General features: G+C 32.8%; 12 protein-coding genes and 1 pseudogene. 2 read left to right on the top strand and 11 right to left on the bottom strand.

The window, feature by feature from the left end; translation table 11 throughout:
• Window positions 1–190: 190 nt before the first annotated feature.
• Entirely contained in the window at window positions 191–1,033 is an 843-nt protein-coding gene (locus tag L1S46_RS05175; protein WP_236895558.1) for a helix-turn-helix transcriptional regulator, read from the bottom strand.
• 198 nt (window positions 1,034–1,231) lie between these two features.
• Between L1S46_RS05175 and L1S46_RS05170 the strand changes: the two genes are divergently transcribed.
• Together L1S46_RS05170 and L1S46_RS05165 are read left to right on the top strand one after the other, a co-directional pair.
• Entirely contained in the window at window positions 1,232–2,473 is a 1,242-nt protein-coding gene (locus L1S46_RS05170) for an MFS transporter (protein WP_236895560.1), read from the top strand.
• A gap of 277 nt (window positions 2,474–2,750) precedes the next feature.
• Entirely contained in the window at window positions 2,751–3,542 is a 792-nt protein-coding gene (locus L1S46_RS05165; RefSeq protein ID WP_077829041.1) for a nitroreductase family protein, read from the top strand.
• A 209-nt stretch (window positions 3,543–3,751) separates the two neighbouring features.
• Here L1S46_RS05165 and L1S46_RS05160 read toward each other — a convergent pair whose 3' ends face one another.
• From L1S46_RS05160 to L1S46_RS05115, 10 genes and pseudogenes are all read right to left on the bottom strand, one after another.
• Entirely contained in the window at window positions 3,752–4,129 is a 378-nt protein-coding gene (locus L1S46_RS05160; protein ID WP_023975728.1) for a DUF956 family protein, read from the bottom strand.
• Window positions 4,130–4,282: 153 nt separating this feature from the next.
• The gene (locus L1S46_RS05155; protein ID WP_077829040.1) at window positions 4,283–5,194 is read right to left on the bottom strand and encodes a PTS system mannose/fructose/sorbose family transporter subunit IID; all 912 of its coding nucleotides are present in this window, start codon (window positions 5,192–5,194) and stop codon (window positions 4,283–4,285) included.
• Between the two features lie 19 nt (window positions 5,195–5,213).
• Complete coding sequence (locus L1S46_RS05150) at window positions 5,214–6,020, bottom strand: PTS mannose/fructose/sorbose transporter subunit IIC (protein ID WP_017209435.1); 807 nt, start codon at window positions 6,018–6,020, stop codon at window positions 5,214–5,216.
• Window positions 6,021–6,055: 35 nt separating this feature from the next.
• Window positions 6,056–7,033 (bottom strand): mannose/fructose/sorbose PTS transporter subunit IIA, encoded by a 978-nt coding sequence (locus L1S46_RS05145; protein ID WP_077829039.1) that lies wholly within the window; start codon window positions 7,031–7,033, stop codon window positions 6,056–6,058.
• Between the two features lie 478 nt (window positions 7,034–7,511).
• Window positions 7,512–9,614, bottom strand: a complete 2,103-nt coding sequence (locus L1S46_RS05140; RefSeq protein ID WP_077829038.1) for an alpha-glucuronidase family glycosyl hydrolase — start codon at window positions 9,612–9,614, stop codon at window positions 7,512–7,514.
• A gap of 37 nt (window positions 9,615–9,651) precedes the next feature.
• A pseudogene (gene uxuA / locus L1S46_RS05135) lies at window positions 9,652–10,737 on the bottom strand (mannonate dehydratase).
• 171 nt (window positions 10,738–10,908) lie between these two features.
• Entirely contained in the window at window positions 10,909–12,882 is a 1,974-nt protein-coding gene (locus L1S46_RS05130; protein WP_236895564.1) for a hypothetical protein, read from the bottom strand.
• 216 nt (window positions 12,883–13,098) lie between these two features.
• Window positions 13,099–13,938 carry a carbohydrate ABC transporter permease gene (locus L1S46_RS05125; protein WP_017209431.1) on the bottom strand — a complete coding sequence of 280 codons (840 nt, stop codon included), beginning with the start codon at window positions 13,936–13,938 and terminating at the stop codon, window positions 13,099–13,101.
• Window positions 13,938–14,873, bottom strand: a complete 936-nt coding sequence (locus L1S46_RS05120) for a sugar ABC transporter permease (RefSeq protein WP_017209430.1) — start codon at window positions 14,871–14,873, stop codon at window positions 13,938–13,940. Before L1S46_RS05120 ends, L1S46_RS05125 begins: the two co-directional genes overlap by 1 nt.
• 175 nt (window positions 14,874–15,048) lie before the next feature.
• A complete protein-coding gene (locus L1S46_RS05115; protein WP_077855585.1) occupies window positions 15,049–16,377 on the bottom strand; it encodes an ABC transporter substrate-binding protein in 1,329 nt (442 codons plus the stop codon).
• Between the last annotated feature and the right edge of the window lie 41 nt (window positions 16,378–16,418).

Here is a 16,418-nt window from a genome sequence, read left to right as displayed (position 1 = left end):
TATTATCAACAATTATAACTCACTTTCGTTTTTATTACAAGTTGACTTCATAAATCAATTTATAATTTACAGAGCTTTTATGACTATTACAGGAAAGAAATAACGTGCTACATTATTCTGAATTCTTATGCTAAAAATATGGCATAATTATGATTCCATTAAGAGCAATAAGCTTAATGATGAATATTATTTATTCTAAGATAAGCTGCTTTAATTTATTCTTTGTTTCATCATCTATAGGCATTTGAATGGTGATACTTGCTCCCTCTATTTCTGTGGACCTAAATGAAATATAACTTAGGTATAAATCCCCTACTAAAGGATGATGCAAAAGTTTTTGACCTTCTGGTGTTCCCATAATACCTTGATTATTCCACCATTTATTAAATAGAGAATCTTTTTCATTTAATTCATTTATAATTGCATTTATTGTATTATCATTCTCATAATAGCCGTAATTTGCTCTCAATTGTTCAACACGTAATTTAGAATGCCCTTCCCAATTATCTAACAGTTCTTTTAGATAATCATCATTAAAAGCTCTCCAAACCGAGTTTCTTTCTTTTTCATCCATTTCTTCATAATTACCATAAACTTTTAGTGCCGCCATATTCCATCCAATCATTGTTAATTTACTATCAGTAACATAAGCTATACTTGGATTTTGATTGTCTAAGAATTTTTGTAATGTATTAGAAATAGTAACAGCTGCGAAGTCTTCTACAGGTAATTTCTTATCTGATAAATTAAATAAATATCTTTTTTCTTCATTATTTAATTGCAAAACCCTACTCAAGGAAAGCAACACATCTATTGATGGATTAACATCTTGTCCTTGTTCAATACGCACATACCAGTCAATACTTACCCCGGCTAAATCAGCTACTTCCTCTCTCTTTAATCCTTTCACCCTTCTTTTTTTATCAAATTTGAGTCCAAATTGTTCTGGTCTTAATGTGGATCTTTTCTTTTTTAAAAATAATCCAAGTTCTTTGTTTTTAGATATCATTATTACCGCCCCATCTCTATTCATATAAACTTTATTATTATATATGTTGTAATTCACAATGCACATTTCACAATTGCGGCTAAAATTCTTGCAATACTTTTAGAATTATGATTAAGGTCTGCTAAACATAGTATTATTAATCATATGATAACTTAGGTTCTATTTAAAATAATACTTTTATTATACACTATCTTCATAAGCCATAGAGAGGAAGATGTAAAAATGAATAGAGCTTTAAAAAACAAAAATTTTTCAAACAAACTATTATTAATTTTATCAATTATTTGTGCAATTATAGTAGCTAATTTGTACTACGATCAAGTTTTATTGACCAATATTTCCAATGATTTTTTTATACCTGCTTCATCATCTGGTAAGCTTGTAACAGCTATACAGATAGGCTATACAATGGGATTGTTGTTCATTGTTCCACTAGGAGACAGGTATAGTAGAAAACTATTAATCATTTTAAGTATTATTTGTTCAGCTATATTATTATATTTAATGACTTTAGTCTCTACCTTTAATTTAATAGTAATTGTAGGCTTTTTTATGGGGATTTCAAGTGTTTCAGCACAGCTTATAATCCCGTTTGTTTCTTCAAATATTTCGTCAGAAAAACGTGGTATAATTGTTGGTCACTTATTAACCGGAGTATTTCTTGGAGTTTTACTCGGTAGAGTTCTAGGTGGAGTTCTAGGCCAACTAATTGGCTGGAGAGGAGTTCATGAATTTGCAGCAATAGTTTTATTAATTTTTGCAGTATACTTATTTTATTCTCTCCCAAATGATAATGTAAAAAAGGAAAGTTCATATAAAAATATCATACTATCTTTACCTCCATTATTAAAAAAAGAAAAAGTATTAAGAGAAACAATAGTTTTTGGTGCTGCTGCCTTTTGTGCCTTTAATATTTTTTGGGTTTCATTATCCTTTATTTTAGAAGGTTCTCCTTATAGTTATGGAAGTGCAATAGTTGGACTCTTTGGCTTTTTAGGTATAGCAGGTGCGTTAGCCGCTGGATTTTCGGGAAAACTTACAAATAGTAAAAAAGTAAGCTTATGGAACCTTTTTGCTTTAGCTATAATGTTTGTTTCTTTTTTAATCTTAGGTGTAGGCTGGTCTAAACTTATAATTATAATTCTCGTAACCTTTACTTTAGATGTTGGTTCAAGAATGAATATGTCTCTAAATCAAGGAAGGATTTATAAGCTTAGTCTCCAAAATCATAGCAGATTAAATTCTCTTTACATGGTTGGGTATTACTTAGGTGGGTCCCTTGGATCATGGATAAGTACCTCTGTATATCATTCATTTGGTGTTATTGGAATTACAATTGCAAGTTGCAGTGTACTTTTACTAGCGTGTGTTTATTATTTAATCACTAATGGTCTCTTAAATAGAGAAAATAATACTAAATCCTCAAGTGCATTTACCCCTGGAAATCAACCAACTCGTCAGTAATTTGTGAAATACTTTAAGACATAATCAAAAAAATAACAAGCTCATATTCCTAAAAAATTATTTACTGCTAATAATGATAATACTGCTGTGATTATTTATCCTATGATAATTTATCATCTATTTAAAAGAATTCTTTAATTGTATAATGGATTAAAAAGAATTTACTTTCATTAATTTTGTATTGTTAAGCATATTATAGATATCTTTAATACGATAATACTATTAAATAAATCTTATTACTTAAAGGAATATGTTTAAATTAAAGGAGAAGATAAAAATGAATTTAATAACTGTAAATCAAGATAAATGTATTAAATGTGGTTTGTGCGTAAATGAGTGCCCAGAACGTGTATTAGAACTTAGTGAAAATGGACCTAAAGAAATTTGCGGTGAAGAGTGTATTTCCTGTGGTCATTGTGTAGCTATATGCCCAAGGGAAGCAATTGATAATATAAAAACACCATTAACCAATCAAACCAGCTCCAAAAAATTTCCTAAACTAAGTCCTGAAGAGGCTGAAAACTTCCTTCGTTCAAGGCGTTCAATCCGCTCATATAAGGAAACTCCCGTCCCAAGAGAAAAATTAATAGATCTTGTGAATATAGCACATTTTGCTCCTAGTGGACATAATCTTCAAGGAATATCTTACACTATCATAGATGATAGAAAACTACTTGATAAAGCCGTTAAAATTGCCATTGAGGAATTTGAAAAGAATAATGTATCCAGTGAATTTACAAGACCATATCGTGAAAAAGGAATTGATACAATTTTGCGTGGAGCCTCAAGCCTTGTCCTGGCAACTGCTGATTCAAACTTTCCACGAGGAAGAGAAAATTCAATCCTTTCATTAACATATTTAGAGTTATATGCGCCAACACTAGGCTTAGGATCATGCTGGGCTGGAATGTTTGAAAGAATTGCTATGAAAGATAATTCTCCATTACTTAAATTATTTAACATCCCTGAAAATAAGAAAATTACTGGTGCTATTATGGTGGGATATCCTAAATATACTTATCCAAGATTAGTTGATAAAAATCCATTAGAGTTTACTTTTGTAAATTAGCATTGCTTATAAAATCAAAATAAATATTTGTATATTTTACATTAAAACAACCCACTAAAATCTAATATCTATTTTAGTGGGTTTCATGGTAGAAAGAAAAATGCAAGACAAAATACCCTTTGTTGCATAAGTTCAACTAAATTCAACTGTGAATATAAAACTCTATCTGAAAAGTTTTACTTTATAAACATGATGACTTCTTTAGTCGATCAGCTCTTCTTCTTAAATGTAGATTTCAGTGCTCGTTTTACTACATCAACAAAACTTAATGAATAAACCATATGATTTGGATCAACATAATTTCGAACAGTACGAAGCACTTTCTTCGCTTCTTTAGAAGAAAAAGTATATGTTCCATTTTTCTTCGTTCGAATTGCATATCGTGGAATCCATTTTCCCTTAAATAATACAGATGCAATCACATAGTCAACTTCTTCCCAAGGAATTTGAATAAATTTACGATAATCACGAGAATTATAGAACTCAAAACCTTTGTCACCTATCATAATCTTGCCATAATCTGCAACACCAGCAAAAGATGTTCCATCAATTGCTAGATCCACCTTTGTATTGAGTGACTCAACCATCCTATCTACCTCTTTTCTACTTATATACACATTTATTTTTATTATATATTCTTTACATGCTTTTATCAATTATTCCAAAGTCTATTAAAAGTAACACGATTAATATTGTTAACAAAAGCCCAGGCTAAAAAGCCTAGGCTAAGTAAAAAAGTACTACATTAAACCGATCAAGTGGAAAACAATACCAATTATGAATAATCCAAGAATTATGATAATTGGAGATACCTTCCTCTTAAGTAACCACATACAAAGAAGTGTAATTAATAATCCTACAAATCCAGGGATTAATGAATCTAAGTTATTTTGTAATGTTGTAATCTTAGTATCAGTTAATGACATACCTGATGCTTGTTGTAATAGAGCTTGCTTAACACCTTCTGCTCCAGCAGGAAGTTTGCTCCAATCAATAAATGCACCATCACTTAATTTAACAGATGATACTACTGGTGCAAATTTAACAGATACCCATCTGTTAACTAACGATCCTAAGATGAACATACCAAGGATAGATGCTCCTTTTGTAATATCTTGTAGCATATTACCTGATAAATCTTCACTAATACGAGATCCTGCTTTGTAACCAAACTCTTGTGTATACCACATAAATGCCATACGGATGATATTCCAAGCGAAGAAGAAGATAATTGGTCCAAGGATGTTACCACCTAGAGCAAGTGAAGCAGCTAATGCTCCTAAAATTGGTCTTACAGTGAACCAGAAAACTGGATCTCCGATACCTGCTAAAGGTCCCATCATACCAATCTTAACACCTTGAATAGTTACATCGTCGATTGGTGCACCATTTGCACGTTCTTCTTCTAAAGCTAATGTTACACCAACAACTGGTGAAGCTACATATGGGTGAGTGTTAAAGAACTCTAAGTGACGTTCTAATGCTGCAGCTCTCTCTTCTTTAGTCTTATATAATTTTCTGATTGCTGGAATCATTGCAAATGCCCAACCACCATTTTGCATTCTTTCATAGTTCCAAGAACCTTGAAGGAAAAATGAACGGAACCAAACAGAAATACGGTCTCTTTTTGTTAATTTTAATTCTTTTGACATTTTCGTTTCCTCTCCCTTCTTAGTATCTATCTATTAGATCCCCTAAAGGATCACCAGTATTTGAACTTCCACCATTACCTGAGCCACCTTGTTTGCTAAGTGCTAAGTAAAGAAGTGCTAAAGCTACACCTATTGCACCAAGTCCGATAAGTGTAATTTGTGAAACAGTTGCTAATACAAAACCAATTGCAAAGAATGGCCATACTTCTTTTGTAGCCATCATGTTGATTACCATTGCATAACCAACAGCTACAACCATTCCACCACCAATTGCTAAACCGCCTGTTAACCAAGTAGGCATAGCAGCAAGTAATGAACTAATAGGACCAGCACCGATTGCTAATACTAGTGCAGCTGGAATCGCAATACGTATACCTTGTAAACAAATAGCAGCGATTTGCCACATATCAATAGCTCTAAGATTTCCTTCTTTAGCAGCAGCATCCATAAAATGTACGAACGCTGTAGCAAGTGTACGACAAATAATTGTTAATAATAATCCTGCAACTGCTAGAGGAACAGCAATAGCAATCGCTGAAGCAACTCCTGCTTCACCTTGACCTCCAAGAACTAAAATAATTGCAGATGCAACAGCGGCTAATGCTGCATCAGGTGCTACAGCAGCACCAATATTTGCCCAACCTAAGGCTATCATTTGAAGAGTACCACCTAAGATTAAGCATGGTAGTAAATTACCTGTAACCAAGCCAATTAATGTACAAGCAATTATCGGTTGGTGAAATTGGAATTCATCTAAGATACCTTCTACACCAGCTAAAAATGCTATTAAAATGACTAATATAATTTGAACTATATTTAAAGTCATGGTTATTAATCCTCCTTTTTCTCTAAATAATTAGATTATTTTAATTTTTTTAATTCTTCTTGTGCTTTTTTAAGTATTTCGTCCATATTTGCTTTTGAATCATTTGGTACTTTACGCACATCAAAAGTAAGTCCAGCTTGTTTAAGCTTATTAAATATATCGATATCTTCTTGATTGAAAGCTAAAACTTTGCTTGGTTGAACCTTACCTGGAGAATGAGCCATTGAACCAACATTGATTGTCTTTAGCGGTATTCCGCCTTCTACAGCTCTAAGCACATCTTTTGGATTTTCAAAAAGAAGCATTGCACGTTGGCCTCCAAAATGCTTATCATCTTTTGCAAGTTTAATCATATGATCAACTGGAACAACATGAGCCTTAACCCCCGGAGGAGAAGCTTGCGTAATCAAATTCTTACGAAGAGTATCTCTAGCTACATCATCTGACACGACAATAATTCGTGTAGGATTTACAGTTTTTGTCCAAGCAGTTGCTACTTGACCATGAAGTAAACGAGAGTCGATACGAGCTAAAACGTATTCAAACGATCCAGGTGCACCTGCATTAGATTGCCCTGCTCCCGCTCCTGAAGCATTACCAGTATCTGCTGGTTCTAACTCCTCGGGTTTAACTTTAACTCCTTCTTTACCTGCATTTAAGATATAAGCTGCAATTTCATGAGCAGATTCCATTGAAAGACGTGCACCATAAGTTTCAATCAACATTGGCAAATTCAAACCAGCTACGATTGCCCATTTGTCTTTATGTTCTTCAAATAGCATATTCGCTTGGTTGAATGGTGTACCACCCCAAAGATCAACTAAGAATAAAACCTCATCTTGGTTGTCAAAGGATGCGATTGCATCTTTCATTTTTGCTCTAAGATCATCAGGTCCTTCGCTAGGCATCAACGTAACAGCTTTTACGTTTTCTTGTTCTCCGAAAATCATCGCACCAGATTGCATGATGCCTTTAGCAAATTCTCCGTGACTAGCAAGAATAATTCCTACCATTTTTATACCTCCTATTTTTTATTTGTTACAAAAACAAAAGGCATAAGCATTTGGAAATAAAACAATAGTATATATTCGTATATCGTCACAATATTTGTACACCAAAATTAAATCATAAAAAAATATGATAATACCCTATAAAAACTGTACAAAATATGTGTTTTTAACGAATAAATATTACTTCATTTTACTTCTCTATGCTTATGCCTGATCGAATCAGTAACATGCTAGATATTATTATTATTTCATTATAGTCTACTAAAAGCCCTTTCTAGGCACCCCTCTCTAGACTACGTTTTCATAATAGCACTTTTTTTTTCATTGTGCAAGATATTTTTTAAAATTTTTTAACTGGTGTTTACACCAAAATTTTAACATTATCACAAAAAAGTAAACTCCAATAGCATGTCATAATATGGTTATATAAAAACTATATTATCGGAGTTCTAAGACTTAGTGGGTAAATATTAGAAATAAATTAATATATTTTTCTACCTTTTTCATCCTGTATTCCAGACATTCTATAGAAATATGTATTAACTTGGTCTCTCCAATCTCTAGCGCTATCTAGTTGTATATTAAGTCGTTCAAGAACTTGCTCATATACCTTTTCATCTATGATATCTTTTAATTCATTCCACTTATGGATAAAATTATCTACTATTTCAAAGCCCTCAAAATGTGTATCATAGATATGCTGAATTACTGTTTTTCCTGATTTCAATACCTTAGTATAAGGTACATGATGGAAAAATAATAATAATTCATCCGGGCAGCTTTCTAAATTATTATATTTACTCTTAATAGGTTCATTATATTGTTCTGAATAACCTGTTCCTTTTTCAATGGTACGATCAATTCCAACGCCTTTACAGTCTGCTCTATGATATGTACCCCAAGGCGAAAATTCATATCCATCTACATCTGGTCCATAGTGATGTCCTGGCGATACCATCCAACCTATTCCAAGAGGTGATGTATACTTTTCATATGCTTCCCAGGAATTTATTAATATATCTTTTACGTTTTTCATAACTACTGGATTATTGCCAAGAGTTAGAGTTATCCACTCTTCTGCAATCGCCTCACTAGTAATATCACTATTCCAAGCAAGACGCCCATATCCATAAAGATTAGCTTGAGCTAAGAAGTGACCAGTCCAGTTTTCATCGTTTCCTACATTAACTATTGCATTAATTCCACTGACTCTCTTAGCAACATTGCTTTCAATATTACCATTTGCGTAAGTTTGAGTATTTAAAACCTCTTTCCACATAGGAATTAAATAGCATACATGCTTTTGTTGTCCTGTGTATTCCTGAGTTATTTGAAGTTCCAATAATTTATTAGTTTTATCCATTGTCCCAAATAATGGTGATACTGGTTCCCTAACTTGGAAATCCAATGGACCATTCTTAATTTGTAAATATACATTATCTAAAAATTGTCCATCTAATGGGTTAAAACAATCATAAGCTGCCTTGGCTCTATCTATTGAATGATCTCGCCAATCCTGCTTGCAGTTGTATACAAAGCATCTCCATATTAATATTCCTCCATATGGTACAAGTGCTTCTCCAAGCATATTAGCTCCATCTGCATGGTTACGTCCATAAGTAAATGGCCCTGGTCTTCCCTCTGAATCAGCTTTTACCATGAAACCTCCCAAATTAGGAATCACTTTATACATATATTGAACTTTTTTATTCCACCATTCTTTTACCCTTTCATCTAATGGATCAGAAGTATCTAAATCCTTCAATGTAATTGGAGCAGCAAAATTTATACTCAAATAAGTTTTAATTCCCCATTTATCAAATATATCACTAATATTTTTCACAATATCAATTTTACTATCCATTAAGTGAGTCTCTGCTTCATGAACATTAGTGTTATTTATGATTACTCCATTAATTCCAATAGAGGAAAGCATTCTTGCATAATCATTAACCCTATCTAAATCAGAAGCTACCTTATAGTCATCATTAAACGCTTTTCTTAAGGCCGGTCTAGTTGCTGTTATGCCACCAATTTCATCCATAACCTCCTTCATAATATCTTTGTTCCTGCAGCTTTCGAACAAAACAGAAGCACCAGCAAAGCCACGTTCAATAGTTCCATCTCCATTATCCCAATGATTTATTAATCTAAGATCTTTCTCTGGATTATCTACTATTTCAATTCCTTCAAGCTGCTTATTTTGTTCAAGTAAACGCAATAAAGCAAACACTCCATAAAGAATACCATTATCATTCTTAGCAGAAATACTTATACATTCATTTTTTCCATTAATAATCTCATGTTTTATCTTATATCCATCATTAACTAAACTTTCATCTTGATTTTTCTCCAATTTAATATAGCTAATATCTTTAATGTCTTTTTCATTTTCGTAAATTGCTTGAGTCTTTTTACTATCACAAATTTCTTTAAATACCCTTCCTAATTCAGATACTGCCGAATCTATAATTTCGCTTTTACAGGAAACCAAGACATTTTCAAGATATTCTTTATACTTACTGTTTTTAATATTACTGTAGCTTAGCCAACAAGAATATAATTTACTTTTTTTATCTATCATCTTAACTACCTCCACATTTTCAGTATACTACTAGTTATTAATTGTTTTTAGATAGTTTTGTAATTGACTTCTGTAAGCTTTCCAATATTCCATTTAAATATGCTACTCCAAGAGCTCTATCATAAAGTCCATATCCTGGCATAGCTACTTCTCCCCAAATCATGCGACCATGATCTGGTCTTACAATTCCTTTAAACCCTATTTCATATAAGGCTTTCATAACTTCATACATATCTAAAGATCCATCAGAGGATAGATGTGCAGCTTCATCAAATTTTCCTGGAGCATAGTGTTTAATATTTCTAACATGAGCAAAATGAATTTTTCCCTTTAATGCTCTTATAATATCTGGAATATCATTATTCATATTTGATCATAAAGATCCAGTACATAAGGTAACTCCATTACATGGACTATCTACCATAGTTACTAGTCTTAATAAGTTTTCTTTACATGTCATAATTCTTGGTAATCCAAATACTGGCCATGCTGGATCATCTGGATGTATTGCCATCTTTATATTGTACTTCTCACACGTTGGCATGATTGCCTCTAAGAAGTATTTTAAATTACTAAATAATTTCTCATTATCCACATCTTTATACATTTCAAATAATTCTTTAATTCTAGCCATACGCTCAGGCTCCCAGCCTGGAAGCATAAAGCCATTAGATTTTGAATCCATTGAAGATAATAAATTCTCAGGATTAATTTTGTCAACAAGTTCTTGGTCATAAGATAACACTGTTGAACCGTCAGGTCTTACTTTAGCAAGGTCAGATCTAGTCCAATCAAATACTGGCATAAAATTATAACAAACAACATCTATGCCTTCTTGCCCTAATCTCTCTAAAGTAGTAATATAATTAGCTATATATTTATCTCTATCTGGTGTACCTACTTTAATCGAATCATGTATATTAACACTTTCTATACCTGCTATTCTAAGACCAGCCGCCTCTACTTCAGCTTTCATGGCTTTAATTCTCTCATGAGGCCAAACCTCTCCTGGCATTGTATCGTATAAAGTTGTTACAACACCTGTAACTCCAGGAATTTGTCTAATTTGTTCCAGTGTTACTGAATCTGCTTCTTTTCCAAACCATCTTAATGTCATTTCCATATATTTCTCACCTTTTCTTTGTTTATTTTTGTATGTTAAATCCAATATTAAACATCTCTATTACTTCTTATTTATTCTCAAATCTAAATTTATTAAATATCCTGTTAACCGAAATAATTCAATCGTTTAGTAATTTAATTAATTAGAACTCATATGAATTATAAACTCTTTCTATTCGAAACATTTATCCCAAGAACATCCTGCAAGACCATCTATAATGGATCCGCTTGCCCATGGCATTAGGCAAAACCACGTACTAGCAAGTGAGCCGTCACTATATTTTTCTGATACTAACCCTTCACAATGACAGAATCTCTCAGACATCCAGCCTTTTTTCCCATAATCATATTCTTTATCATATGTGTTATAGGTCTGGCATCCCCAGCCTATTACATCCATCATACGATTTCTTACATATTCATCTTCACTATTCTCCACAAAATATAACAATTCATCTACAAGATTACTCGACATTGGATGGATATGAGGATTAGCAATGGATGTCACACTTCCTCCACAGCTGGACCATCCAATTCTACTAAGTGGATTTATTTTAACAGGAGAGTTATAGCAGAACTTAAAAGAAAACTCATAGCATATTGCATCTCGCATGTGTTCTAAATATTGCTTTTCACCTGTTAAGGCATGTAGAAATCTGACTGCTTTTATGTATGCTAAAATCCCCTCAGAATCTGTAGCCTTATCTGTATCCAATGGTGCTCCATAGCATTCCATATGCTTAATGTATTCTTCATAATAATGCTTTTCACTTTTCCTTAAGCTATCTATATGTGATTTGTCTCCTGTAATATAGCAATAATATCCCAATGCGGCCATACACCATGTGCCACTAAACGAATCGTATTCAATACCGGCTCCAGTTTTCTCTGATAAAATAAAAGGATATTCTTCATCAGTATTTTTTGTCTTTTCAACTTTCATAAGAACTTCTTTTACAAATGACATCCAATCCTCATGAAGGCAATTTTTAAGTCTCTTTTCATAATCATAAGCCTTAAGAATATAAAATAGTGACTGTCCTATTAAATATGAACTATGTCCTGGTGTATGCATACCATCGAACCACCATCCATTAACTGACCATTTTCCATCACTATAAGCCTCATAAGGTAACCCATTAGCAGGGTTTAGGGAATTTTTAATAATATTTTCTATGCAGGATAGTGCCTGCTGACGCATACACTCATCCCCAAGCCGCAAAGCTGCCATTAACATAGGTGTTGCTACTGATAATCCATTAGTCCAAGTAATCGATATAATTTTGTTATATCTGTATCCTCCAGTATCCTTATCTTCAAAAACCTGACCAGAATAACTTAACTCTTCTGGAAGCCATGCATCTTGATAAACAGCACGGGCCAAATCAGCAACTGTCGTTCTTATATCGCTGGCCTTTCTTGGATTCTGATGATAATGATAATATACCTCTTCAATCACAGCATTAACATCCAGCATTGTTTTAGAGTCAAATTCGTATAAATCCAATGTGAATTCAACAGTCTCTCCAGGCTCCAATTCAAAACAATTCTCACCTAGTGGTGCTCTTTCCCTAACGTCATGTGATTTTATAAATAGCCATGGTGCATTTTCATAACCCAATGTATAGCCTACAGTTCCTTTAGATAGCGAACATGTATATCCTGCATATTGATAAAATTCACCTTCAACTTCGGGTTTCCATTGCTGTTTTATTCCACTTTTACTTATGAAATATGGGCTTGCACTAAATCCGTATATTTTATCACTGTCATATACCAAGGCTACTGGATGGGATAACCTGTCGCCTCTTACCATCCACCAAGGTGAGGATGGGCGCTTCGTCTCCTCTCTAAGTCTTGGAAACTCATTAGGAACATTCTGTGGACACTCACCACGATTTCTACCATACATAAATGCTGGCAGGAAATAGCGTGGATTTACTTTATTGAATGGCAATTCAATATGAATAACTCCATACCACTTTGCATTATTTTCGTTATTAATTAATACTTTTGCATGAAATGGGTTCTTTATACCCCCATTTCCGCCTAATATCTCTACAGAAGCATTTAATCCCTGTTCATGCAATGTGAGATAATCAGTATTCTCTTGTTCCTTACTTCTTGCCGTCATGATAAATTCCATGTTAATTAACCTCCAATCATTATTCATATGACTGCGTTTTCGCCATTTATCATTTAATACGCTCTCCCATCATTCTTAGATATTCTCATATCTTTCACATCTCTAATCGTCGTTGTTATCTAAAAAATAGAAGCTTCATTCTTTTGGTATGTCCAAAATACAAAAGCATAGCTATCATAACTTAACTATGCTTTGGTCGCTAATAGCAATAATAACTTACCCCTTCATACCTGTTGTAGCAATTCCTTCTACAAAATGTTTCTGAGCAAAGAAGAATATTAGTATACAAGGTAATATACTTACTAGTGCCATAGCCATTATCTGATTCCAGTTAACTGAAGCTGATGCATCAAGAGATACCCTAAGTGCTAAAGGCAACGTTAACTTGTTAACACTATTAATATAAACTAAGGAATTGAAGAAATCATTCCATGTCCACATAAATTGAAATATTCCTGCTGAAAATAATGCTGGTTTACTTAGAGGCAACATAATCCTTAAGAAAATTGTAAAGGAATTACAGCCATCAATTGTTGCCGCTTCATCCAATTCTCTCGGAACACCTCTAAAAAACTGAACTAACATAAAGATAAAAAATGGATATCCGGCAAAAATTGCAGGTACAATAAAAGGATTATAACTATCAATCCAGCCTAAATCTCTAAATAGCATATATTTAGGAATGATAACAACAGCATTTGGTAGCATCAGTGTAGATATCATAAGAGCAAATAATATCTTTTTAAATGGAAACTTAAATCTTGCAAAACCGTAAGCTACCACAGCACTTGAAATTACCGTAAATAATACAGTTGGTATAACAAGTTTTATTGTATTAAGGAAAAATGTACTATATCCATATTGTCCACTTCCCTTCCATCCTTGTATATATGAATCCCATGTAAATGCTTTAGGAAGTAATGATGCCGAACCAAATAATTCATCATTACTTTTAAATGAAGCAAAGAAAAGCCATACAACTGGATAAATCATGATTATTCCGACTACTACTAAAATTACATATCTTAGAATTGTGCTTCTTGACTTTTTATTCATTAAAACTCGCCTCCATCATCGTAATAAACCCATTTCTTTGAAGATTTAAATATTATAAGCGTGAAAACTAATATTATTAAAAATAGAATCCAAGATAAGGCAGATGCATATCCCATTTTAAAATATCTGAAAGCTTCTAAATACAACTTCATTCCATATAAATAAGTTGATTGCATAGGACCTCCACCTGTTATTACAAAAGCGGATGTGAACTCTTGGAAAGCTCCAACTAATTGCATAATAACGTTAAAAAATACTATTGGTGTTAGCATTGGTATAGTAATTGTAAAGAACATTCTAATTTTTGATGCTCCATCCATTATTCCGGCTTCATATAGTTCTGCTGGTATCTGTTTTAAGCCCGCAAGAAACAACACCATAGATGAACCAAACTGCCAAACAGTAAGTATATCTATTGTGAATAACGCCAAACTAGGACTGCCAATCCAATCAAGAGGTGGTATTGAGAATACAGATAAAATCTGATTTATTGTACCTTCTTTCATAAACAAGAAACGCCATAATACAGATACTGCTACACTTCCCCCAAGTATAGATGGAATATAGTATATAGTCCTAAAAGCATTTATAAATTTTAATTTTGAGTTTAATATCATTGCAATCAGTAATGCAAACGCTAATTTTGCAGGAACTGATGTAAATACATATACAATTGTTACACTTAAGGATTTCCAAAACTCTGGATCCACTGTAAATATACGTATATAATTATCTAAACCAACAAATTTAGGGTTTCCACCTAAACTTAAATTAGTAAATGAATAATAAAATGATGAAACTAAAGGATATAGCTGAAAACCAAGAAAACCTAATAGCCATGGGGCTATGTATAATAATCCAGTGTATTTTTTCAATGTCTTACTTCTTTTATGGTGAAGACTACTTTTTAATTCTATTGCTGTACTTTGTTCCACGTAAAAACCTCCTACCTTTACTTTATATTAATCTCTTGCAATGCTAATTATTTACTAATAGATGAGCTCCAGCATAATATATTAATCCTTCATTAGAAACACCCAATAATCAATTTGGTTAATATCTATGCTGAAGCTTCTAATTACTACATTGCCATACATTGACTAATTAATTCTAGTTTGCAGCACTCTTTAATTCTTTTAGCTTACTTTCATAAAGTTTAATCATGTCATCTGCTGCTTGGTCAGGTGCAAACTTTTTATATGCAACATTTTCAATTTCAGTTAATAAAATATTTCTTAATTCTGAATTACTAGAAACACCATTGTATATTAGCCCTGGGTTTTTTGTTGCTTGCTCAACAGCTTTTACTGATAATGGATTTACTTTGTTTGCATCTAATGCAGCCTTTCTTGAAGCCTCTACAGGAGGTATAGATCTAACATCTCCTAAAATTTTAGCTGCTTCCTTATCGTTAAAGAAAAAGTTCATAAACTTTGCTGCTTCTTTTGCATTAGGAGATTTTTTATTAATACAAAGTAAAGTCGCAGGTCTTACTACTATTCCTGAATTCTTTGCATCTTTAGGTACTGGGAATAATGTAACATCAGCACTATCTCCTAAAGTACCAAGAAGTACACCCAAACCAGCTGCCCAATTAATAGTCCCACCAAACTGCTTATTTATCCATGCAGTATTTTGCTCTGGCTTAGATTTGAATGTAAAGCTTTGTTCTGCTGGTTGTACAATACCTTCATCAAATAGTTTCCTTTCAAGTTCAAATGCTTGAGTAAGTGTAGCTTTATCAAATCCCATTGTATAATCATCTTTTACCCATTGCTGACCAGTCTTTTGAATAACATATGGCATAATAATAAAATCTAAAAAGTTATTTTGTTCAGCATTCAATAAATAGTTATTACTATTTTGTGCATGAACTTTCTTGCCTTCTTCAATTAATTTGTCCCAATCTAAATCTTTAGTTATATCAGCATTAGCGTTTTTCATTATATCCTTGTTGTAGACTATAGTTAATGCATTTAACCCCATTGGTAGACCTTGAATTTTTCCATTAAGTGTACAATATCCATCTAAGAATTTTTTATCGAATCCACTCATGTCAATTATGTCTTTAAATTCATTTAAATCATAAAACATTTCTCCTTGTTTTGCATAATCATAAATCCAAGGGTTGTCTACTTGAATAAGATCTGGTGCAGTACCACCGCCTAACTGAGTTGATAACTTATCCTGATACCCATCAACTCCACCATATTCTGCTTCTATCTTTACATTAGGATTTTGTTTCATGTATAAATCTATTGCTTCTAAAGTTGCCTTATGGCGCGTATCACTTCCCCACCAAGAGAATCTTAGAGTTACCTGATCTCCTTTGCTACTATCTTTACCAGCATCTTTTGAAGCACCTCCACAACCTATAAACATAGATGTGGCTATTGAAAAAGCACATAAAATACTAATGATTTTTTTTCTATTTTTCATAAATATCCTCCTAATTTTATATAGTGCTAAATGCACCAGAG

Source organism: Clostridium sp. YIM B02500, from assembly GCF_022324665.1.
Lineage (GTDB): Bacteria > Bacillota > Clostridia > Clostridiales > Clostridiaceae > Clostridium > Clostridium beijerinckii.
Note: the sequence above shows the minus strand (reverse complement) of the source record. Positions and strands in the feature narration are given on the sequence as shown.